Here is a 21236-nt window from a genome sequence, read left to right as displayed (position 1 = left end):
GGCTTGCGGCTCCGCAGGCAGGGGAGGGCGGGCGAGCTGCCGGGGTGGCACGGGGACTCGCTGACGCGCGGTGAGGGCGGGGCCGGGGATGGCCCGGCACCTTGGGGTCTCACTCGGGGAGCTATCGTCTATCGATTACTGATGCTATGGGTGGCACCCCGGCATGTTCAAGGGTGCTGCAGTCAATCCGCCGCCCGGATCCGTGCGTTCCCTCCGAACGGCCCCGCACGGAGCCGGTCGCCGGTGCACGGACCGGCGACCGGCGTCGGCCACCTGCGGGAAGAGGCCGCGGTGCCCTCACTCGTCGTCCAGTTCGAGCTCGATCACCGGGAGCAGCACGTCCGGCCGGACGATCGGGAGCGTCAGTGTGAGCGTGCCCGGGGCGCGGCCGGGCGGGGCCATGTTGACGTGCTCGTGCTGCGCCCCGTCCAGTTCGTGGAACCGGATCTCCGAGCCGTCGTGCAGCAGTTGCGCGTAACGCACCCGCCCGGCGAGACCCGGCAGATGGAGGTGTTTGAGGGGCCACGAGAGCAGGTGCAGATAGAGGTTCCGGCCGGATCGCGTGCAGAGGGTGTTCGGTGGTGCCTCGAACCCGCTCGGCCCCGCGCCGTGCACGGCCCGTGCGTGCGGAACCATCCACCGGCCGATGGCGCGCAGCGTCTCCCTGGCCCGGGGATCCAGTGAACCCCGGCCGGTGGGGCCGACGTTGAGCAGCAGATTGCCCCCGCAGGCGACGGACTGCACCAGCATCCGGACGAGCATCGCCGGGTCCTTGTACTCGTGGTTGTCCCGGTCGTAACCCCATGAGCCGTTGAGCGTGTGGCACGCCTCCCACCGCACCGCCGCGCCGTCCCGCTCCAGCGGGCGGTCGGGCTGGTACTGCTCGGGAGTCACGTAGTCGCCCGGGATGCCGAGCCGGTCGTTGACGAGGATGCCCGGCTGCAACTCGCGGACCATGGACATCAGTTCCTCCGCACCCCACTCGGCCGGCCCCTTGCCGGGATAGGTGAAGTCGAGGAAGAGCAGGTCGACCCGGCCGTAACCGGTCAGCAACTCGCGCACCTGGCCGTGCAGATACGCGCGGTAGCGCGCCATGTCCCGGGGCTCGTCGGCCGCGTCGGTGCCGCGCAGCGGATGGTGCCGGTCGACGGTGAAGTCCGGGTGGTGCCAGTCGAGCAGCGAGTAGTACAGGCCCACCCGCAGTCCTTCGGCGCGCATCGCCTCCGCGAACTCGGCCACCAGGTCCCGGCCCGCGGCGCGCACCGAGGTGTAGTCGGTCAGGGCCGAGTCGAACAGGCAGAACCCGTCGTGGTGTTTGGCGGTCAGTACGGCGTACCGCATCCCCGCCTTCCGGGCCGCGCGGGCCAGTTCCCTCGCGTCGAACAGGTCCGGATCGAATTTCCGCAGGTAACGGTCGTACTCCGACTGAGGCATGGCCTCCCGGCCGCGGACCCACTCGTGCCGCGCGGCGAGGCTGTACAGACCGAAATGGACGAACAGTCCGAAGCGTGCCGCGTCGAACCAACCGACGGATGCTGTGGGCACTGAACTCTCCTGCCGCTGTTGACAGTTCTCATTGGTCGGCTGTTATCTACCATCGATAGGCGATAATGTCACTGTCGTTGCGTGCGGCGGAGTACGCGGAGAGGCATGCGAATGAACCCGACCGGGGACCGAGAAACGGCGTCGACGGTGGAGGCCGAGACCTACGAGTCGATGCGGGCTCCGGTCCACACCTCGTCCTTCGTACGGCCGACCGCGCGCATGGTGGAGGCACTCGCGGACGTGAGCGCCGCCACCGCCTGCGCGAAGCTGCACCAGATGGGCATCACCCGCACTTTCATCGACGGCCCCGTGCCACTGCACCGGGAGCCGGACGTCAAGATCACCGGTGGCGCCGTGACCCTGCAGTTCCTGCCGCAGCGCGAGGACGTCTTCTCCGGCGCGGAGCAGGAGGACATCGAGCGCAAGACCGCGTTGTGGGGCGTGCTGGAATCCATCCGCCCCGGCGACGTGCTGGTCGTCTCGGCGTACGCGAGCCACTTCACGGGCTGCCTCGGGGACATGCTGGTGCGTTACTTCAAGCTGCGCGGCGGCGCGGGCATCGTGGTGGACGGAAGGGTGCGCGACGCCGCACGCATCCGCGCACTGGGCGTGCCCGTCTGGTGCACCGGCGTGACACCGCACTACGCCTCGCAGACGGAGCTCTTCCCCTCCGCGTTCAACGTCCCGGTCGGTGTCGGCGGCACCCTGGTGACCCCCGGGGACCTCATCGTGGCCGACGAGGACGGCGCCGTGGTGGTTCCGCAGCACAGCGCCGTTCCCCTGGCCGAGGACGCCCTGCTGCACCAGGACCGCGAGGCGTTCGCACGGCAACGCCTCGACGAGGGCGCCCGGTTGTCCGACTACTACCCGCTCACCGGCGCGGGCATGGCCGAGTACCTGGCGAGCCGCTCCGCCGACTGAGGCACCCGGGCACCGGCCACCCGCGCGAACGGGCCGGGACGGACCACGGCCTCCCCGCCCCGCCTCGTCCCGTCCCGTTCGCGCGGGCACCGCGGCCGCCGGGTCGGCGATGCCCGCCGAACCCCGTGCCGGAAACGGACGGAACCTCTCACGGCCCGGCGTCGTCCTTGCCGCAGACGTGTCCTGCCACCGACACGCCCCGTGAGGATTCCGCTCCGTCCCCGAGGAGGACACATGCGCTCGAACCAGCCCCGTACGCCCGCCTCTCGCACGCCGCGCCGCGCCCCGACCCCGGGGCAGGTCGGAACCATATTGATCGTGATGGCCGCGATGGGCGTGTTGTCCCGCTTCTCCGAGGGGCCGGTGTTCTGGCTCGGGGTACTCCTGGGCGTGGCCGGTGTGCTCAGCGCCTTCGTCACCTTCTACGCGGCCCGCGGTTGGATTCAGATGTCCTTCGGCGTGCTCGCGGTCCTCACGTGCTCGCTGTTCGTCATGCAGGCCCTGGTCATGCTGCTGGTCTGACGGGCCGCCGGCCGGTGCCCACCGGGCCGGCGCCGGGATCAGGGCAGGATGGAATCGATGTAGCCGCCGTCGACGCGCAAGGCGCCGCCGGTGGTGGCCGAGGCCTGGGGCGAGGCGAGGTAGACGACCATGTTGGCGATCTCCTCGGGCTCGATGAGGCGCTGGAGCAGGGACTGGGGGCGGTGGGTGACCATGAACTCGCGCTGCGCCCGGTCCCAGGGCAGCTCGTCGCCGACGAGTTCGCGGACGAAGTTCTCGACGCCTCCGGTGCGGGTCGGCCCGGCGATGACGGAGTTGACGGTGACACCGGTGCCGGCGGCGTCCTTGGCGAACCCGCGGCCGACGGCGAGCAGCGAGGTCTTCGTCATGCCGTAGTGGATCATTTCGGCGGGGGTGACCACGGCCGAGTCGCTGGCGAGGTTGAGGACGCGTCCCCAGCCCCGTTCCTTCATGCCGGGCAGGTACGCGCGGATGAGCCGGACGGAGGCGAGGACGTTGACCTCGAAGTAGCGGCGCCACTCGGCGTCGTCGATCTCCAGCGGGGGGACGGAGCCGAAGATCCCGAGGTTGTTGACGAGGATGTCGACGTCGGGCACGGTCCCCAGCACGGCGGCGGCGCCCCGCTCCGTCGCCAGGTCGCCCACGGCGCCGGTGACGTCGTCGCTGCCGGAGCCCTCGCGCACGGTGCGGACGGCCTCCGCGACGCGCTCCTCGCCGCGGCCGTTGACGACGACGCGGGCTCCCGCGCGGGCCAGGCCGGTGGCGATGGCGTGGCCGATGCCCTGGGTGGAACCGGTGACCAGGGCGGTGCGGCCGGAGAGGTCGATCTGCATGAGGCGTTCTCCTCGTCGGGGCGGTGGAGCGGCTGCGGTGACGACGGCGCCCCGCGGTGCCCGTCCGGCGTGGACGGGCACCGCGGGGGCGGTTCGGGGTCAGTTGAAGGTGTCGGGGTCCGGGCCGGTGCGCAGGTCCCGGTCGAGGCCCGCGACGGCGGTCATGTCGGCGTCGGTGAGCTGGAAGCCGAAGACGTCGAGGTTCTGCCGGATGCGGGCGGGGGTGACGGACTTGGGGATCACGATGTTGCCGCTCTGCAGGTGCCAGCGCAGCACGACCTGTGCCGGGGTTGCGCCATGTGCCTCGGCGACCCCCACGATCGCCTGGTCGTCGAGGACCGCGCCCTGGGCCAGGGGGCTCCAGGCCTCGGTGGCGATGCCGTGCTCGGCGTGGAAGGCGCGCAGCGCCTTCTGCTGGAGACCGGGGTGCAGCTCCACCTGGTTGACCGCCGGGGTGATGCCGGTGTGCTCCATGAGCCGCTGCAGGTGGGAGACCTGGAAGTTCGAGACGCCGATGGCACGGGCCCGTCCGTCGGCGAGGATCTTCTCCAGCGCCTTGTAGGTCTGTACGTACAGGTCGCGGGCCGGGGTGGGCCAGTGGACGAGGTAGAGGTCGACGTGGTCGAGGCCGAGCTTGTCCAGGGAGGCGTCGAACGCGGCCAGCGCCCGGTCGTAGCCCTGGTCCTCGTTCCACAGCTTGGTCGTGACGAACAGTTCCTCGCGGGGGACGCCGGAGGCGGCGAGGGCCTTGCCGACACCGCGCTCGTTGCCGTAGATCGCGGCGGTGTCGATGCTGCGGTAGCCGGCCTCCAGGGCACTGGCGACCGCGGCGGTGGTCTCCTCGTCGGGGACCTGGAAGACGCCGAAGCCCAGTTGCGGCATGGTCACACCGTTGTTGAGCGTCACGTTCGGTACGGAGGTCATCGGGGGGTCCTTACGTGGTGAGTGGGGTCGGGCCGGAGTGGACCGGTGGGGAGCGGGGCGGGCGGCGGCCGGACGGTGCCGGCCGTCGCAGCCCCGTTGGTCGGGGGTGGGTTCAGAGGGCCTGGAGGGCGGTCCGGGCGAAGGAGTGGTCCTGCTCGGGGGCACCGCCGCCGAGGCCGAGGGCGCCGATGAGCTGTCCGTCGCGGTGGACCGGTATCCCGCCGGCGATGAACAGCAGCGGCCGGCCCAGCGCGGTGGGCAGGGAGTGGAAGGGGCCGTCCGGCTTGACCAGGTCGACCAGGTCGGCCGTCGCCGCGTTCAGCTGCAGGGCGGTGCGGGCCTTGGCCGTGCTGGTCTCGCCGGAGATGAGTACGGCACGCTCGTCGCGGCGGAAGGCCAGCAGGTTCCCGCCGGCGTCGAGGACGGTGATGCTGACGGGGACGCCTGCCGCGTCGGCGGCGTGGCGGGCGGCACGGACGAGGGTCTCCGCGTCGTCGGCGGTCAGCGGGGCCACGGGGGCGATGGTGCTCATGAGCATTCCTTGTATCGGTGGGAGGAGGGGGGATCGGTGAGGGACACGCGACCGGTACGGCGCGGGTGTGGGTGAATCAGGAGCGGACGGCTTCCGCCGGGGCGGTGGCGGGAACCGCGGCGGGGGTCGCGGCGGTACGGGCCGGCCTCAGTTCGAGCCGGTGCGAGACGACGGCCAGCACCAGGGCGGCGGCGGCCAGGACGGCCCCGACGGCGTTGGGCGCGGTGTAGCCGAGACCGGCGGAGATCACCAGGCCGCCGAGCCAGGCGGACAGGGCGTTGCCCAGGTTGAAGGCGCCGATGTTGACCGCCGAGGCCAGTGTCGGGGCGCCGTGGGCGTGGTCCAGGACGCGCTTCTGCAGCGGCGGGACGGTGGCGAAGCCGAGGGCCCCGATGAGGAAGACGGCCACGACGGACGCGGCCTTGCCGGAGGCCAGGAAGGTGAACAGCAGCAGGACCAGTGCCAGGCCGCCCAGGGCGGTGTGGAGCATCGGCATGAGCTTGCGGTCCGCGAAACGGCCGCCGATGAGGTTGCCCGCCACCATGCCCAGCCCGAAGACCACCATCAGCCAGGTCACGGAGGACTCCGCGAAGCCGCTGACCTCGGTCATCATCGGTGCGATGTAGGTGATCGCGGCGAACACGCCTCCGAAGCCGAGGACCGTCATGGCCATGGCCAGGATGACCTGGGTGTTCCTGAAGGCGGCGACCTCGTCCCGCAGCCGCACCCCTTCCGGCGCGGGTACGTCGGGCACGAGCTTGGCGACACCCACCAGACCCAGGACGCCTAGTCCGGCGACGATCAGGAAGGTCACGCGCCAGCCGGCGCTCTGGCCCACGAAGGTGCCCAGGGGCACCCCGACGACGTTGGCCACGGTCAGGCCGGTGAACATCATGGAGATGGCACCGGCCTTCTTCTCCGGCGCCACCAGTTCGGCGGCGACGACGGAGCCGATGCCGAAGAAGGCGCCGTGGGCCAGCGAGGCCACGACCCTGCCGATCAGCATGACGGCGAAGACCGGGGCGACGGCGGAGATCAGGTTGCCGAGGATGAACAGGCCCATGAGCAGCATGAGCATGTTCTTGCGGGAGATCCTGGTGCCGAGGACGGTCATGATCGGTGCGCCGATCATGACGCCGAGGGCGTATCCGGTGACCAGGAAACCGGCTGTCGGCACGGAGACGCCGAGGTCCGCACCGACCTGGGGCAGCAGCCCCATGATCACGAATTCCGTGGTGCCGATTCCGAAGGCCCCTATGGCCAGGGCCAGCAGTGCGAGTGGCATGACAGGGTCCTTTGACATGCTGAGGAGGGATTGCGTGAGCGCTTTACGTGCTCCGACAATAGTTGCACACGAGGGCTAATGGCAAACGCGGGTATAGTGAGCTGTGTGATATACCGCCGGGGCGCACCGAAACCCCGTCCGTCCGACCCGACCGAGGAGCCGCTCATGACCGCCACCGATCCGGCGATGACCGCACTGGCGCACGGCTGGTCGGCGCTCTCGCTGCTGCACGGCCGTATCGAGAGCAGAGTCGAACGCGCGCTCCAGGCCGGACACCGGCTGAGCGCACGCGAGTACTCGCTGCTGGACGTGCTGAGCCGCCAGCACGACGGCGAGGGCGGACACCTGCAGATGCGGCAGGTCGCCGACTCCGTCGTCCTCAGCCAGAGCGCCACCACCCGGCTGGTGACCCGGCTGGAGGACCGCGGACTGCTCTCGCGCTACCTGTGCCCCACCGACCGCCGGGGCATCTACACCGACGTCACCGACGACGGCCTGCGCCTGCTGGAGGAGGCCCGCCCCACCCACAACACCGCCCTGCGCGAGGCCCTCGACCAGGCGGCCGCCGACCCCGCGCTGGCACCCCTGGTCCGGGCCGTCCGGCACCCGCGGAGCGAGATTCGGCCGGTCTGACCCGCCCGGCGCGGGGCCACGGCCGCGCCCGGCCGGTCAACGGGACCGTACGGGTCCTCCGGCGCGGAAGGCCCGGTACGTGCCAGGCCGGCCGGACGCCACCGCGCCGCTCACCGGGCGGATCCTTCCGCGGCACGCCGCGCACCGGACCGGTCGCGGCGCGCGAACCCGCGGGCGACGGGCTCCGCCGTCACACCGTGCAGGACCACACTGAGCAGGACGGTCGCGGCCGTCGCCTGGAAGACGAACGCCCCGTCGTCCGGCGGGAGCTCGGTGTAGGCGAGGACCGCGAAGACGATCGAGGTCACCCCGCGGGAACCGAGCCAGCCGACGGTGCCGCGCTCGGCCACGTCGAAGCCGACACCCGTGAGCGAGGCGTACACCGGCACGAACCGGAGCACGGTGAGGGCGAGCAGGGCGTAGCCGACGACCGCCAGGGGCAGACCGTCCTGCGCGAACTCGTCCGCGGCCAGCTTGCCGAAGGTGAACCACACCGCCAGGGCCATCACATGGGCGGCGTCATGGGTGAGTTCGAGGTTGTCGTGGCCGACGGCATGCGCGGCGCGGGCGTACCACAGGCCGCAGACGAACGCGGCGACGAAGCCGTTGCCGCCGATCAGCACCGAGGCCGCGTACGACAGGAACGGCAGGGCCAGGGCCGACAGGCGCAGCCCGGCCGGCCGCGCCCAGCCGGAGTCCAGGGAACGCCGCACCAGCCAGGAGGCCAGCAGGCCCACGACCGTGCCCACGAGCACGGCGAACGCCACACCCTTCAGGGCGTTCAGGACCAGGGACGCGAAGGACTCCCCCCGGGGAGAGACGATGTTGGCCACGCAGAACACGAACAGCGGCGAGATCAGCCCGTCGTTGAAGCCGCCCTCGACGTTCAGCGCGGCCCGTACCCGCAGGGGCACCCGCTCGTCGCGCAGGAACGTCGCGACCGGGGCGAGGTCCATCGGCATCACCACGAGCGCGGCCACCGCCAGCAGCCACCAGCTCGTACCGGGGAAGAGCACCGCCCCGGCCAGGGTCGCGAGGCCCACCGAACCCGGAAGGGCCAGGCACAGCAGCCGGCCTTCCCCCACCGACCTGCCGAGACGCCCGTAGTGCCGGGCCTCCGTGGCGTCCGTGAACAGCATGACGGCGAGCACCAGCTCGACACCCTGCTGAAAGGCGTGTGCCTCCAGGTCGAGAGGAACGGCCGGGTGCTCGCCGCGGGTCAGCACGATCCCGGCCACGGCGAACGCGATGGGCGCGGTGATGCTCCACCGGGCCAGCCGCTCCGACACCAGGGTCCACACGAACAGCAGCGACACAAGGACGAGAAGAGCGAACACGGGGACTCACAAACGCGGGACTCACGAACGCGGGGCTCACGAACGAAGCAACGCGCGAGCGCACGGGTGCGGCAACGCGCGAACACGGGAGCACGCGGACGCGGAAGGCAGGAGGGCGACGAAACGCTTCGTCGGACGCTAGCCCGCGGTTCTCCGCCCGCCCCGGCGCACGGCAAAGCCGCGCCCGGTGGTCACCCGGACGGCCCCCGCATCCGGCCCGCCGCCTCCCGTACGACCGGCCGGACCGCGCCGTGGACCAGCAGGGCGCGCCCGACGGTCAGGGACACGGCGGCGGCGGCGAAGCCGAGGACCGCACCGGCCGCGACATCACCGGGATAGTGGACGCCCGTGTGGACGCGGGAGTAGCCGACGGCGACGGCCAGCGCCCCGAGCGGCACCGCCGCCGGGGGCAGCACGACGCCCACCGCCGTGGCGAACGCGGTCGCCGACGCGGTGTGACCGGACGGGAAGGACGCCGACTGGGGCATGGGCACCTGCCGGGCCACGATCACCCGGGCCTGCTCCCGGTCGGGCCGCCGGCGGCGGACCATCCTCTTGCCGAGCAGGTTCGCCGTCGCCGACGCCAGCGCGACCGCGCCGGCCCCGGCCACCGCCGCCCTGCGGGGACGGCCGGGCCTCAGCGCGAGACCGGCCGCGACGACCAGCGAGATCTTCGAACGGTCGGCCGTGTGCGACAGCCGCCGCAGCGCACGGTCCAGCGTGGGCGTGGGGGTGGCGGCCACGGCCGCGTACATGGCCCCGTCGACCGCCTGCAGATCGCCCAGCACGGCCGCCGCGGTACGGCGGACCGACGCGACGGACGCGGGGGAGTGGTACTCAGTCACAGTGCCGTCCTTCGGAGGTTTCGCCGGCCCGGCCGAACGCGAGGTCGACGAGCCGTCGCCAGTCAATGGGCGGAGCGGGCGCGGCCACGCCCGGCCGGTCGCGCGGCACCAGGACCCGCAGCGCGCCCGGCCGCGACGTGCACACGACCGGCGTGGACATGCACAGCGCCTCGCCGTCCACGGCCACGGGGATCTCGTCCGTGTCGGAGGTCACCTCGACCCGGTGCGCGGACATGGCGGTCAGCCCCGTGGACTGCGCGCCACGCACGGCCAGGTCCGCCGCCTGCACGGCGCTCTCCACCCGGATGCCCAGCACCCCCAGCACACCGTCGTCCAGCCGGGGCCGACGGCCGTCGCCGGCGATGTCGTCGGGGGAGACGTAAGGGTTGTTGCTGATCAGCAGCGCCTGCTGGGACGAGAGCGGGACGCCGTCGACCCGGGCGTCGAGCCGCCGCACCCCCTCGCCGACGAGCAGGTCCGGCATCAGGCTCAGCGCCGTGCCCGCCTTGTCGTCCCGGTACTCCGGATGGTGCACGACATCCGCGTACACGCCGAAGGACACGGTGTTCACGAAGCTCCGGCCCGCGACGTCGCCGAGGTCGACCCGCAGTTCCTCGCCGTCGGTCAGCGCGTCGAGGCAGCGGGCCGGGTCGGTACGGTCGAGACCGAGGTCCATCGCGAAGTGGTTGCGGGTACCGGCGGAGATCACGAGGAACGGCAGGTCGTGCTCGACGGCGACCGCCGCGACCAGCGCCTGGGTGCCGTCGCCGCCCGCCACCCCGAGCAGGTCCGCGCCGTCGGCCACCGCGTCGCGGGCCAGCGCGGCCACGTCGGTGGGAGCGGACGGGTCGAGCAGGATCACCCGGGCCCCCATCGCCCTTGCCCGCTCGGCCAGGCCGAACCGTTCCACCTTCCCGCCCCCGGACTTCGGGTTCATGATCAGTGCCGGCCGCCTCGGCCGGGGCGCGGCGACCCCCTTCCTCGGCCGTTTCGGACGCGACCTCCGCAACGCGCCCCGGGCGAGGGCCAGTGTCGCGGCCCAGCACAGGAACCCGGCCGCGGCTGTCAGCCACAGCCCGTCCCGTGCGAAGAGCAGCACGACCCCGACCGGTGCGGCGACCGCGACGAGGGCACCGCACAGCCGCACCGCACCGCGGTACGCGAGGAGCCACCACACGCCGACGGCACACGCGACCAGCCCGATCAGCCCGGCCCCGACGACCAGCAGCCCGCCCTGGCCGAGCGGGAACACCAGCACGATCACGGCCCCGACCGCCGTCAGCACCGCCAGCCGCGCCAGCACCCGGGCGGTCACACCTCCGCCGCGATCCGCCGCCCGCGCCCCGCCCGTGTCTCCTCGCCCCATGCCGTGTTCCGCCTCCCGGCCTCGCCCGTCATTCCAGCCTGCGCGCTCCCGGCCCGCGGATCATCCCGGCCGCGCCGGGCGGGTGAGTACCGTACCCCGCCCGGGACGTCCTCAGTCCCGGTCGCCGAGCCACCGGTGGACGCTGAGCGCGGTCGTACGGGCATGTTCCTCCAGCATGGTGAAGTGGTCCCCGGGAACGGTGACTTCGGTGTGCGGCAGGCTCCAGTCCGGGGCGGGGCCGGCACCGGGCAGCGGATCCCGGGCGCGTACGTACAGGGTGGGGCAGGCGAGCGGCGCGGGTTCCCAGTCGCGGAACAGCTCGAAGTACCCGGCCATGGCGGTGAGCCGGTCGGGACTGGTGGAGGCGAACTCCGCCGCCCGGCGCAGCATGTCCGACGTCATCGCGGTGAGTCCCCGGTCCTGGTCGCCGTGCACGGGGGGATGGGTGTCCACCAGAACGACGGCCACCGGGGCGGCGCCCTCGGACTCCAGCCGCTCGGCCACGGCGTGTGCCACCCAGCCACCGGCCGACCGCCCCAGCAGCACCGGGGGGCCCTCGGCCGCGACCGCGCGGACGGCGGCGGCCTGGGCGGTGATCAGGGCGTCCAGCGCGACGGGCAGCGCCTCCCGGGGCTCGAACCCCGGGTGCCGCACCGCGGAAACCGGCCGCAGACCTCGCAGCCCGGCGGCGAGACGTGCGTACTCCTGCGGCCCGGACAGCGCGCTGAGCGCGGGGAAGCAGACCAGCCGGGGTCCCGTGCCGCCCGCCGCGAGCACGGCGGGTTCGTGCGCCGCGCCCGGAGCCCGGTCGCTGTCGAAGGCCGGACGCAGGCGCGCGGCCATGGTGAGGAGCGCCATGCCGTCCCAGCTCCGGCCCCCGGCGCACGCGGCGCGGAAGAGGGCGCCCAGGGAGTCCGAGGACTCCCCGGCCCCGGGCGCCCCGGCGATCCGCCCAGGGACCGGGACAACCTGCGCGGCACCCGCCCCCGGACCGCCTTCCGTACCGCCGAGGCCTTGACCGGGGCCCTGCCCGTCCTCCGTACCGCCGTGGCCCGCACCGTCGTCCGGCAGCCGGCTCGCGAGGCCCGCGGAAGGGGCCTCGACGGCATGCCGTCGCGTCAGCTCGTCGGCGAGCGCACGCGGCGTCGGGAAGTCGAACAGCAGCGTGGACGGCAGCGCCAGCCCCGTCCACGTCGCGAGCTCGTTGCGCAGCTCGACCGCGGCCAGGGAGTCCAGCCCCAGGTCCGCCAGCAGGGCGTCCTCGTCGATCTCGGCCGCCTCCTCCCGGTGGCCCAGGACGCGGGCCGCCAGGGTCCGGACCCCGGCGAGCAGCACCCCGCCTATCTCGTCGGGGGAAGCGGTCGCCGGCCCCCGGCCGGGCCGTTCCCCGCCGCCCGCGCCGACGGCCGTGGGCCGCGGCCGGTCCGCCGTTCCACCCCCGCCCCCGTCCCCGAGCGCGGCCGGTCCGAGGCGGGCCGCCACCACCACGGGTTCGTCACCGGCCACGGCGGCGTCGAAGAGCGCCAGGCCCTCGTCCGGCCCGAGCGGGCCGAACCCGGCACGGGCCATCCGCCGCAGATCCGCGTCGCCGAGGTGCGCCATCATGCCGTCGTCCTGCTGCCAGGGACCCCAGGCGATCGACGTACCGGGCAGCCCGAGCCGCCCGCGGTGCCGCGCCAGGGCGTCCAGCACACAGTTGGCCGCGGCGTAGTTGGCCTGGCCCGCGGAGCCGAGGACCCCCGCCACCGAGGAGAACAGCGCGAACACGGCCAGATCGTGCCCCCGGGTCAGCTCGTGCAGGGCGAGGGCGGCGTCCGCCTTGGGTCGCATCACCCGCCTCAGCCGGTCGGTGGTGAGCGCCTCGACGACACCGTCGTCCAGCACTCCCGCGGTGTGCACGACACCGGTCAGCGGATGGGCCGCCGGCACCGTGCCGAGCAGGGCGGCGAGCGCGGTCCGGTCCGCGACGTCACAGGCGTGGACGCTCACCCGGGCACCCGCCCCGCGCAGCTCCGCGACCAGTTCCCGCGCCCCCGGGGCGTCCGGCCCGCGCCGGCCGGCCAGCAGCAGATGCCGGACCCCGTGCGCGGCGACCAGATGCCGCGCCACCAGCGCGCCCAGGGAACCGGTGCCGCCGGTGACCAGAACGGTGCCCTCCGGGTCGAGCACCCGCCCCTTTCCCGGTTTCGGCACCGCCGCGGCCAGGGGCACCAGCCTCGGCACGTGCACCGTCCCCCGGCGCACGGCCGCCTCCGGCACCGGAGAGGCCAGCAGGGCGGGCAGCGCACTCCAGGAATCGGGGTGCTCGTCCACGTCGACCAGGGCGAAGCGGCCGGGGTTCTCCCGCAGGGCCGAGCGGACCAGCCCCCACACCGGGGCGTGCGGCGGCACGGACGCCGCCCCGGGACCGGCGGCACCGTCCGCGGGGAGCGGATCGTCGGGCAGGGCGACGGCGCCGGACGTCACGAGGACGAGACGGGAGCCGGACAGCCGCGGCTCGGCGAGCCACTCCCGTACGAGCCCCAGTGCCCGGTCCGCCGCCCGCAGCGGACCGGCGGCCGGGTCCTGCCCGTCACCGGCCGCCACCGGCGGCGGGCACGGGGCCACGACGACGGCCGACGACGCGTCGCACGCCGCCGGACCGGAGTACACCGGGATGCCGGAACCCGGCGGCGCGAGAGCCGCCACCGGCCGCGAGCCCGCCGCGCCCAGAACCCCCCAGCGGGGCATCGCCCCGGGCGCGGGCGACCCGGCCGACGGCACCCAGTCCGTCCGGTGAAGAGCCCCGGCGCCCGCCCCCGCCGCCGGTCCGGTACGCGGAAGGGGCCGCAGCGCCAGCGAACGGACCGTCGCCACCGGCGCGCCCGCCCCGTCGGCCAGCTCCACCCCGACCCGCCCGTCGGGACCGGGAGCCACCCGTACCCGCAGGCTCCGCACACCGGCGGCGCGCACGCGTACCCCGCTGAAGGAGAACGGCAGGGACACCTCGCCGGCCGCCCCGGAACCGTTCGCGGCGAGGCCGTCCAGGGCCAGGGCGTGCAGCGCCGCGTCGAGCAGCGCGGGATGCAGGACGAACCCCGCACCGCCCGCCCCCGGGCGCGGTGTCCGGACCGCTTCGGGCAGCACGACGTCCGCGTACAGCTCCTCCCCGTGCCGCCAGGCGGCGCGCATGCCCCGGAAGGCGGGGCCGTAACGCAGCCCGCCGACGGCCAGCAGCTCGTACGGCCCGGCACCCGGATCGCCGGAGTGCAGGGGCCGGGCGCCCTCCGGCGGCCAGGGCGTGTCCGGCAGCGCCGCGCCACCGCCTCCGTCCGCGGACGGAAGTGCCGGGGAAAGGGTGCCGACGGCGTTGCGGAGCCAGGGCCCGTCACCCGCCGGAGCGTACGGCCGGGAGTGGAACAGCACCGCCCGCCGCCCCGTGTCGTCCGCTCCGGCCACCTTCACCTGCAGGGCGACGGCACCGTCCGGGGGCAGTACCAGCGGTGCGGTCAGAACGAGCTCGTCCAGGACGGGTGCACCCACCGACCCGCCCGCGTGGAGGGCCATGTCGACGAAGGCGGTCGCCGGCAGCAGGACCTGCCCGGCCACCACGTGGTCGGCGAGCCACGGCTGCTCGCGCACCGACAGCACCCCGTCCAGCAGCACCCCGTCGTCGTCGGCGGTCCGGGTGCCCGACCGCAGGAACGGATGGGCGGGCCCGGCGACCGGGGACACGGGCGGATGTTCCGGGACGGCCTCCAGCCAGTACCGGCGGCGCTGGAAGGCGTACGTGGGCAGCGCGACGCGCCGCCCGCCGCGCCCGGCGAAGAAGGCCGGCCAGTCGACGGGCACACCGCGGGAGTGCAGCGCGGCCAGCGTGTCGAGCAGGGCGTCCGCCTCCGGCCGCTTCCCGCGCAGCGTCGGCAGGACCAGCGGTGCCGGGCCCCGCCCGCCGCCCCCCGTCCCCGTCCCTGTCCCCGTTCCCGTTCCCGTCCCCGGACCGGACGGGTCGAGGCAGTCCCGTACCAGACCGGTGAGCACCCCGTCCGGCCCCAGCTCGACGTAGTGTGCCGCGCCCCGCTCACCCAGGCGCGCCACCGAATCGGCGAAGCGGACCGGACGGCGGACGTGGTCCACCCAGAACTCAGGCGTGCACACCTCGTCGACGCTGGCAGCCCGGCCCGCCACGGCGGTGACCAGGGGAAGCTGCGGCGCGGTGAAGGACAACTGCCGCACCACATCGGCGAATTCGGCCAGCACGGGCTCCATCCGGGCGGAATGGAAGGCGTGACCGACCCGCAGCGGCGTCACCGAACGGCCCCGTTCCCGGAAGTGCGCGGCCACCTCCCGCACCGCCGGCCCGTCGCCCGAGACGACCACCGACGCGGGCCCGTTGAACGCGGCGATCTCCACCGCGCCCCCGGTCCCGGCGAGGTGGGCGGCCACCTCCTCCGCACCGGCGGCCACCGCGGCCATCGCGCCGCCCGGCGGCAGCGCGTCCATCAGCCGGCCCCGGGCCGCCACCAGCACGCACGCGTCCGCGAGGGACAGCACCCCGGCGACATGCGCCGCCGTCACCTCGCCGACCGAGTGCCCGGCCACCTGGCCGGGACGCACCCCCCACGCCTCGAACTGCCGGAACAGCGCCGTCCCCAGGGCGAAGAGCGCCGGCTGCGCGAACCGGGTCGTGTCCAGCAGCGAGCCCGCCCCCGCCTCCGTACCCGGCCCGGCGAACATGACGTCCAGCAACGGCACCGGCAGCAGCGGGTCGAACAGGGCGCAGCACTCGTCCAACGCTTCGGCGAAGGCCGGATGCAGGTCCCGCTCCCCGTACAACTCAAGGCCCATGCCGATGCGTTGACTGCCCTGTCCGGTGAACAGGAAGGCCGGCGAGGCGTGTCGGCGGGACACACCCGTGTGCACCCCGGCCCGGCCGTCGCCCTCCGCCACGGCCCGCAGCGAACCGAGCAGTCCGGCACGGTCCCGGGCCACCACCACGGCCCGGTGCTCCAGGGCCGCACGCGTGGTGGCGAGCGAGTGCCCGAGGTCCACCGGGGACACGTCGTCGGCAGCGGCGGCCACGTGGTCGTACAGCCGCCGTGCCTGGGCCCGCAGCCCCGGCGCACTCCTCGCCGACACCGGAAGGACGACCGCGGCCCGTCCGGGAGACGCCGAACGCCCCGGTACCGCCCCGCTCGTGGCGTCGGGCGGCGCGTCCGCCCCGCCCCCCGGGGCTTCTTCGAGGACCACGTGGGCGTTGGTGCCGCTGATCCCGAACGACGACACCCCCGCCCGGCGCGGACGGTCCGTCGCGGGCCACTCCAGCGCCCGGGTCAGCAGCGCGATCCGCCCCGACGACCAGTCGACCCGGGGCGTCGGCTCGTCGGCGTGCAGCGTGCGCGGCAGCACACCGTGCCGCATCGCCTGCACCATCTTGATCACACCGGCCACCCCGGCGGCGGCCTGGGCATGGCCGATGTTCGACTTCACCGAACCCAGCCGGAGCGGATGCTGCCGCGCGTGGCGCCCGTACGTCGCGAAGAACGCCTCCGCCTCGATCACGTCGCCCAGCCGGGTGCCGGTGCCGTGCGCCTCCACCGCGTCGATGTCCCCGGTGCCCAGCCCCGCGTCCGCGAGCGCCTGCCGGATCACCCGCTGCTGCGCCGGACCGTGCGGTGCGGTCAGCCCGTTGCTCGCCCCGTCCTGGTTCACCGCCGAGCCGCGCACCACGGCCAGCACCGGAAGTCCGGCGCGGCGCGCCCCGGACAACCGGCTCAGCAGCAGCATCCCGGCGCCCTCGGCCCACCCCGTGCCGTCGGCGGACGCGCCGAACGCCTTGCAGCGGCCGTCCGGGGACAGCGCCCGCTGACGGCTGAACTCCACGAACGACGAGGGCCCCGACATCACCGTGGCACCACCGGCCAGCGCGAAGGCGCACTCGTCCCGGCGCAGCGCCTGGGCTGCCAGGTGCAGGGCCACCAGGGACGAGGAACACGCCGTGTCCACGGTGAGGGCCGGACCCTCGAGACCGAAGGCGTACGCGATGCGGCCCGAGGCGACGCTTCCGGCGTTGCCGAGACCGAGGTACCCCTCGACCTGTTCGGGCGTCCTGGCCAGGCCGCGCGCGTAGTCGCTGTACATCAGCCCGACGTACACCCCGGTCGCCGAGCCGCGCAGGGTGTCGGGGACGAGACCGGCGTGTTCGAAGGCCTCCCACGCCACTTCGAGCAGCAGCCGGTGCTGCGGATCCATGGCCAGCGCCTCGCGGGGCGAGATGCCGAAGAACCCGGGGTCGAAGCGGTCCGCACCGGAGAGGAAACCGCCCTCGCGCACGTATGTCCGTCCGGGCCGCCCGGGGTCCGGGTCGTACAGCGCGTCGACGTCCCAGCCCCGGTCGGCGGGGAAGGGGCCGATGGCGTCCCGCCCGTCGGCCACCAGTTGCCACAGCTCCTCGGGAGAGGTCACGTCACCGGGATAACGGCACGCCATGCCCACGATCACCACGGGGTCGTCGTCCGGCCGGGCCGAGCCCCGGTTCACGGGGCCGGCCCCGGACGGCACGGCGGCGTCCCGTTCCCCGAGGTGGGCGGCGAGCGCGGCGGCCGTGGGGAAGTCGAAGGCGACGGCCTCGGAGAGCGGCAGCCCGGTCGCCGCCGACAGCCGCTCCCGCAGCACCGTCGCCGTCAAGGAGTCCATGCCCAGATCCCGCAGCGCCGTGTTCGGCTCCACCGCCTCGGCCGTGCAGCCGAGCACGGCCGCCACCTCGCCCCGCACCAGGGCCAGCAGGTCCTGCGACGGCCCCCCGGCGCCCTCCGTGCCCAACGCCCGCGCCGGCAGGCCGGCCAGGTCCCGTCGCAGGATCTTCCCGGAGGCGGTACGGGGAATGCCCGCCACCTCGAAAAGTTCGACGGGCACCTTGGAACCGGACAGCTCCGCACGGCAGGCGGCGAGGACACGTCCCCGGTCCAGCACGTCACCACCGGACCCGGCGACCAGATAGCCGACCGGCACCTCGCCGAAGACGGGGTGCGGGCGTCCGGCCACGGCCGCGTCCGCCACCCCCGGCAGCCGCCGCAGCACCGCCTCCACCTCCGTGGGATGCACGTTCACCCCGCCCCGGACGATCAGATCGCTCGCCCGGCCGGTGATCGTCAGCCCGCCGGAGGCATCGACCCGGGCCAGGTCGCCCGTGCGGAACCAGCCGTCGCGCAGCACCTCCGCGGTGGCCTCCGGCCTGCCGTGGTAACCGGCCATCACACCGGGCCCGCCGACCCACAACTCGCCCTCGCCCGTGTCCCGGCCGTCGGGGCCCCCGCCGACCCGGACCCGGGTGCCGGGCAGCACCCGGCCGCACGAACCGGCCCCCGTGGCCCCGCCCGGCGCCGACATGGTGACCGGGCCCGCCTCGGTGCTGCCGTAGTGCTCCAGGTAGGGCACCCCGCAGACCGCCTCGAAGGATTCGCGGAACCCGGGCCCCGCCGCGGCGCCACCGCTGACGCAACCCCGCAGCGCGGGGGCGCCGAGACCGCCGCCGTCCGCGCCGCCCCCTTCGCCCGCCTCGCCCCGGACCGCGTCGAGCAGCGCCGAGTACGTGGTCGGAACCCCGCCGAGCAGGGTGAACGAGGCATCCTCGCGCCGCAGTTCGCCGAGCACGCCCGCCACCGAGAACCGGGGCAGCAGCACCGCGCCCGCCCCCACCGCGACCACTCCGAGGAAGCCCACGACCTGGCTCATCGCGTGATGGAGCGGCAACGGCCACAGCACACGGTCCCGTTCGGACAGGCCCAGCACCCCGACCAGGCCCGCCGCGACCGGCGAGAGCCGGTTGCGCTGGGTGGACAGGACTCCCTTGGGCACACCGGAGGAGCCCGAGGTGTAGAGCAGCCAGGCCACTTCGTCCAGTGCGAGATCGTCCCGGGCCGGCGTCCGCGGCTCCGTACCCGCCAGCTCCTCGTACCGCAGGACACCGTTTGCGTCCCCGCCCGTGACGCCGTCCGCGAGTCCGACGGGCGGCCGGTCCCCGGCCCCGTCCCCGGCGTCTGCCTCGGCGCCGCCCTCGGCCATCACCACGGCAAGTCCGGCGCGTGACAACAGCGTTCGCCGCCGCGCCGTGCAGGCGGCATCGGTGATGAGCACCCGTGCGCCGCTGTCGTCCAGCAGGCGGGCCAGCTCCTCCTCCGGGCTCCCCGGGTCCAGGGGCACGCCCACACCGCTCGCCCGGGTGACGGCGAGCAGGCTCTCGACCGCCTCGACGCGGTTGCCGAGCAGTACGGCCACCCGGTCGCCGCGCGCCAGACCGAGCCCGGCCAGGTGCCCGGCCAGCCGCGCGGTTCTCCGCTCCAGCTCCCGGTAGGTCACACGGCGGAGCCGGTCCTCGAAGCAGACCTTGTCCCCGAGCCGCCGGGCGTGCCGCCCGAGCAGTTCCGGGAGCGGCTCGACGACGTCGGCGTGGCTGATCACCGAATGACCTCCTTGGGACGACCCGCCGTTGAGGACGGTGGCGCGGTGGACCGGGTTGCCTCCCGAGGACGGGACACCACCAACGGGGTACCACGCACGCAGACCGCCCACGGGGTGCCCCGCCCCGCCGGGCGCAGGCACCCGGGCCCCGCGTCCGGGCGGCGGCCTCGATGACGGCGCTGTTCAAGGCGTAGACGCTCCTGTCGTCGCTGCCCACGTACATGAAGCCGGCCGGCCACGGCCGGGGACGAGGTGACCACACCACCGGTGGCGTAGGACCATTTCTTCTTCCCGGTTGCCGCGTCCAGGGCCAGCACCCTGCCCTCCCAGTCGTCGCCCGTGCCCTCGTAACTGCCGACGTACACGACCCCGTCCACGACGGCCGGTGTCGAGCAACCGCCGTAGGGATTGGACTTGATGGCGTGGGCCCACTTCTTCTCACCGGTCGTGGCGTCCAGGGCGTACACGGTGTGGACGCTGCGGATGTACACGATCCCGTCGGCCACGGTCGCGCGGGGCCGTTCCGGAGATCCCATGCCCGTTACCGGCGCATCGGCGGAGGGCCGGAATCGACTCGAACCCGAGATGTCGGGCGCCCTCGTGCCGGACACGACGAAAACCCCGGCCGCCGGGCGCGACCGGGGTTTTCGTCGAGGTGCCGATTCAGACAGCCCGGCGGATCCGCACGCACCTGAGCAACGGGACGGCGGCCAGGCCGATGAGCTCGTGCGGGGCCTGCGGGAGCAGGAGGAGCACGGCGCCGGCGATGGCCGTGTTGAAGGCGTCCTGCCATTCGGGGCGCCGGTACTGGAGGCCGACGGTCTTCCACTTCTGTGGTTGCATGGATTCGTCCCTTGCTCGCGGTTCGTCTCGTGCACGCGGACACCGCAGGGACCGCCCCGGCCAGGGGGCGGTCCCTGTCTGCGTTGCCGATGACGGTATGCGGCGGGCGCGGGCCTTGACGTGACCATGGGCAGGCGTCGGCCAAGACGATATTCCTCCGCTGGTCCACGAACGGTCCACGCGGATCACTGGAAGAAGAAGCCGCAGGTCGGAGCGGCCCGGTGGTTCCCGAGAACCGATGTCGGCAACCAAGTCTCCAGTAAACAGGGGAGAGTTCAATTTTGGCCGGTTCTCGCCGACGTGCGCGGTGACGTGCCTCGACCCCGGGCCGTTTCGCCGGTCGTACCTTCGGTCCCTGTCGGTGGGCAATTGTCCGGCCGGCGGTTCAGCCGTTCGCGGGCCCGGCCCCCTCCACGGTCGGAGCGGGCCGCGGCAGGCGCGGCGTGGGCCAGTCCGGCTCCCACCGCCAGGCCGCCCACCGCTGCGCGTGCGCGAAGAAGCCGGTGCGTTCGGCGAGCATCGCGAGGACCTGGGCGCGGGCGGCGTCGACGGCCCGGTGCTCGATGTCGGAGATGATGCCGAGCCGCCGCACGTGCGCGTACTCGTCCTCGTCCTTCCACTCCCAGCGGGTGAGGTCGGGGTCGACGAGCAGGTCCACGGCGAGGTCGAAGGTGTCGAACCCGGCCCCGGTGCGGAGAGCGGGGTGCTCGAAATTGACGTACCAGTTCCGCAACCGGCGTCCGTCGCCGTCGGGGACGAAGAAGGCGTTGATGCTGAACCAGGCCGCCGGGGGCTTCCACAGCAGCAGGTCGGTCTCCTGCCACGTGGCTGCCCCGAGCTCCCACCGGCCGGTCGCCATCGCGTCGAACGCCGCCGTGCGCACCGAACGGTCCCCGTCCGCGCGGGCCTTCGCGTACAGGACGGGCCACCGGGCCTCCGCTCCGGGCGCGCAGGCGGTCACCAAGGCCTCGTCGGTGTCGCCGACGACCCGCATCGCCTGCTCGCTCCACACCCGGCCGGAGTGGTGCACGTCGCGCCGTACGACCGTCCGGCCCGTCTCGAAACCGCGCACCGCGTCCTCCCCCTGCACCGGCCACGGCCGGGACGTCCGGCGGGGCGGCACCATCTCAGCGCGCCCCGGCCGGGGTGGGCAAGCCGCCGCCCGGGGGCGGCCCGCACACGGCCCGGCCGGTTGGAGCGTTCGGACGCGG

At 74.1% G+C, this 21236-nt stretch carries 14 protein-coding genes and 1 pseudogene; 3 read left to right on the top strand and 12 right to left on the bottom strand.

Annotated features, from left to right (window positions below; translation table 11 throughout):
- Positions 1-297 precede the first annotated feature (297 nt).
- Positions 298-1566 (bottom strand): annotated as a pseudogene (locus tag ABZZ04_RS10695) (alpha-L-fucosidase); the annotation flags it as partial.
- Positions 1567-1650: 84 nt separating this feature from the next.
- On the opposite strand from ABZZ04_RS10695, the gene ABZZ04_RS10690 reads away from it, so the two are divergent.
- Both ABZZ04_RS10690 and ABZZ04_RS10685 read left to right on the top strand, forming a co-directional pair.
- Entirely contained in the window at positions 1651-2466 is an 816-nt protein-coding gene (locus tag ABZZ04_RS10690) for a ribonuclease activity regulator RraA (RefSeq protein ID WP_356931830.1), read from the top strand.
- 234 nt (positions 2467-2700) lie between these two features.
- On the top strand, positions 2701-2988 hold the full coding sequence (locus tag ABZZ04_RS10685; protein ID WP_356931829.1) for a hypothetical protein: 288 nt from the start codon (positions 2701-2703) through the stop codon (positions 2986-2988).
- A 38-nt stretch (positions 2989-3026) separates the two neighbouring features.
- Here ABZZ04_RS10685 and ABZZ04_RS10680 read toward each other — a convergent pair whose 3' ends face one another.
- From ABZZ04_RS10680 to ABZZ04_RS10665, 4 genes are all read right to left on the bottom strand, one after another.
- Positions 3027-3821 (bottom strand): SDR family oxidoreductase, encoded by a 795-nt coding sequence (locus ABZZ04_RS10680; protein ID WP_356931828.1) that lies wholly within the window; start codon positions 3819-3821, stop codon positions 3027-3029.
- Positions 3822-3920: 99 nt separating this feature from the next.
- Positions 3921-4745, bottom strand: coding sequence for an aldo/keto reductase (locus ABZZ04_RS10675; protein ID WP_356931827.1), 825 nt, complete (start codon positions 4743-4745; stop codon positions 3921-3923).
- A gap of 112 nt (positions 4746-4857) precedes the next feature.
- A complete protein-coding gene (locus ABZZ04_RS10670) occupies positions 4858-5277 on the bottom strand; it encodes a heme-binding protein (protein ID WP_356931826.1) in 420 nt (139 codons plus the stop codon).
- A 76-nt stretch (positions 5278-5353) separates the two neighbouring features.
- A complete protein-coding gene (locus tag ABZZ04_RS10665) occupies positions 5354-6562 on the bottom strand; it encodes an MFS transporter (protein WP_356931825.1) in 1209 nt (402 codons plus the stop codon).
- 165 nt (positions 6563-6727) lie between these two features.
- Between ABZZ04_RS10665 and ABZZ04_RS10660 the strand changes: the two genes are divergently transcribed.
- A complete protein-coding gene (locus tag ABZZ04_RS10660) occupies positions 6728-7195 on the top strand; it encodes a MarR family transcriptional regulator (RefSeq protein ID WP_356931824.1) in 468 nt (155 codons plus the stop codon).
- 110 nt (positions 7196-7305) lie between these two features.
- On the opposite strand, the gene ABZZ04_RS10655 is transcribed toward ABZZ04_RS10660, so the two are convergent.
- The 7 genes from ABZZ04_RS10655 to ABZZ04_RS10625 form a co-directional block, all read right to left on the bottom strand.
- Entirely contained in the window at positions 7306-8532 is a 1227-nt protein-coding gene (locus ABZZ04_RS10655; protein ID WP_356931823.1) for a cation:proton antiporter, read from the bottom strand.
- Positions 8533-8723: 191 nt separating this feature from the next.
- Entirely contained in the window at positions 8724-9377 is a 654-nt protein-coding gene (locus ABZZ04_RS10650; protein ID WP_356931822.1) for a phosphatase PAP2 family protein, read from the bottom strand.
- The gene (locus tag ABZZ04_RS10645; protein WP_356931821.1) at positions 9370-10743 is read right to left on the bottom strand and encodes a diacylglycerol kinase family protein; all 1374 of its coding nucleotides are present in this window, start codon (positions 10741-10743) and stop codon (positions 9370-9372) included. The genes ABZZ04_RS10650 and ABZZ04_RS10645 overlap by 8 nt, the downstream gene beginning before the upstream one ends.
- A gap of 111 nt (positions 10744-10854) precedes the next feature.
- A complete protein-coding gene (locus ABZZ04_RS10640) occupies positions 10855-19182 on the bottom strand; it encodes a type I polyketide synthase (protein WP_356931820.1) in 8328 nt (2775 codons plus the stop codon).
- A complete protein-coding gene (locus tag ABZZ04_RS10635; protein WP_356931819.1) occupies positions 19179-19718 on the bottom strand; it encodes a PQQ-binding-like beta-propeller repeat protein in 540 nt (179 codons plus the stop codon). The genes ABZZ04_RS10640 and ABZZ04_RS10635 overlap by 4 nt, the downstream gene beginning before the upstream one ends.
- Before the next feature lie 127 nt (positions 19719-19845).
- Positions 19846-20025 (bottom strand): hypothetical protein, encoded by a 180-nt coding sequence (locus tag ABZZ04_RS10630; protein ID WP_356931818.1) that lies wholly within the window; start codon positions 20023-20025, stop codon positions 19846-19848.
- A gap of 385 nt (positions 20026-20410) precedes the next feature.
- Positions 20411-21097: a DUF402 domain-containing protein gene (locus ABZZ04_RS10625; RefSeq protein WP_356931817.1), complete on the bottom strand. Its 687-nt coding sequence runs from the start codon at positions 21095-21097 to the stop codon at positions 20411-20413.
- Between the last annotated feature and the right edge of the window lie 139 nt (positions 21098-21236).

It is taken from the genome of Streptomyces sp. NPDC006435 (assembly GCF_040612315.1).
Taxonomy (GTDB): Bacteria; Actinomycetota; Actinomycetes; order Streptomycetales; family Streptomycetaceae; genus Streptomyces.
This window is presented reverse-complemented; position numbering and strand designations above follow the sequence as displayed.

Bases quoted from the DNA above. Each gene is read 5' to 3' on its own strand.
- ABZZ04_RS10690 (WP_356931830.1), top strand. From the start codon at position 1,651: ATGCGAATGAACCCGACCGGGGACCGAGAAACGGCGTCGACGGTGGAG.
- ABZZ04_RS10685 (WP_356931829.1), top strand. From the start codon at position 2,701: ATGCGCTCGAACCAGCCCCGTACGCCCGCCTCTCGCACGCCGCGCCGC.
- ABZZ04_RS10680 (WP_356931828.1), bottom strand. From the start codon at position 3,821: ATGCAGATCGACCTCTCCGGCCGCACCGCCCTGGTCACCGGTTCCACC.
- ABZZ04_RS10675 (WP_356931827.1), bottom strand. From the start codon at position 4,745: ATGACCTCCGTACCGAACGTGACGCTCAACAACGGTGTGACCATGCCG.
- ABZZ04_RS10670 (WP_356931826.1), bottom strand. From the start codon at position 5,277: ATGAGCACCATCGCCCCCGTGGCCCCGCTGACCGCCGACGACGCGGAG.
- ABZZ04_RS10665 (WP_356931825.1), bottom strand. From the start codon at position 6,562: ATGCCACTCGCACTGCTGGCCCTGGCCATAGGGGCCTTCGGAATCGGC.
- ABZZ04_RS10660 (WP_356931824.1), top strand. From the start codon at position 6,728: ATGACCGCCACCGATCCGGCGATGACCGCACTGGCGCACGGCTGGTCG.
- ABZZ04_RS10645 (WP_356931821.1), bottom strand. From the start codon at position 10,743: ATGGGGCGAGGAGACACGGGCGGGGCGCGGGCGGCGGATCGCGGCGGA.
- ABZZ04_RS10635 (WP_356931819.1), bottom strand. From the start codon at position 19,718: ATGGGATCTCCGGAACGGCCCCGCGCGACCGTGGCCGACGGGATCGTG.
- ABZZ04_RS10630 (WP_356931818.1), bottom strand. From the start codon at position 20,025: ATGCAACCACAGAAGTGGAAGACCGTCGGCCTCCAGTACCGGCGCCCC.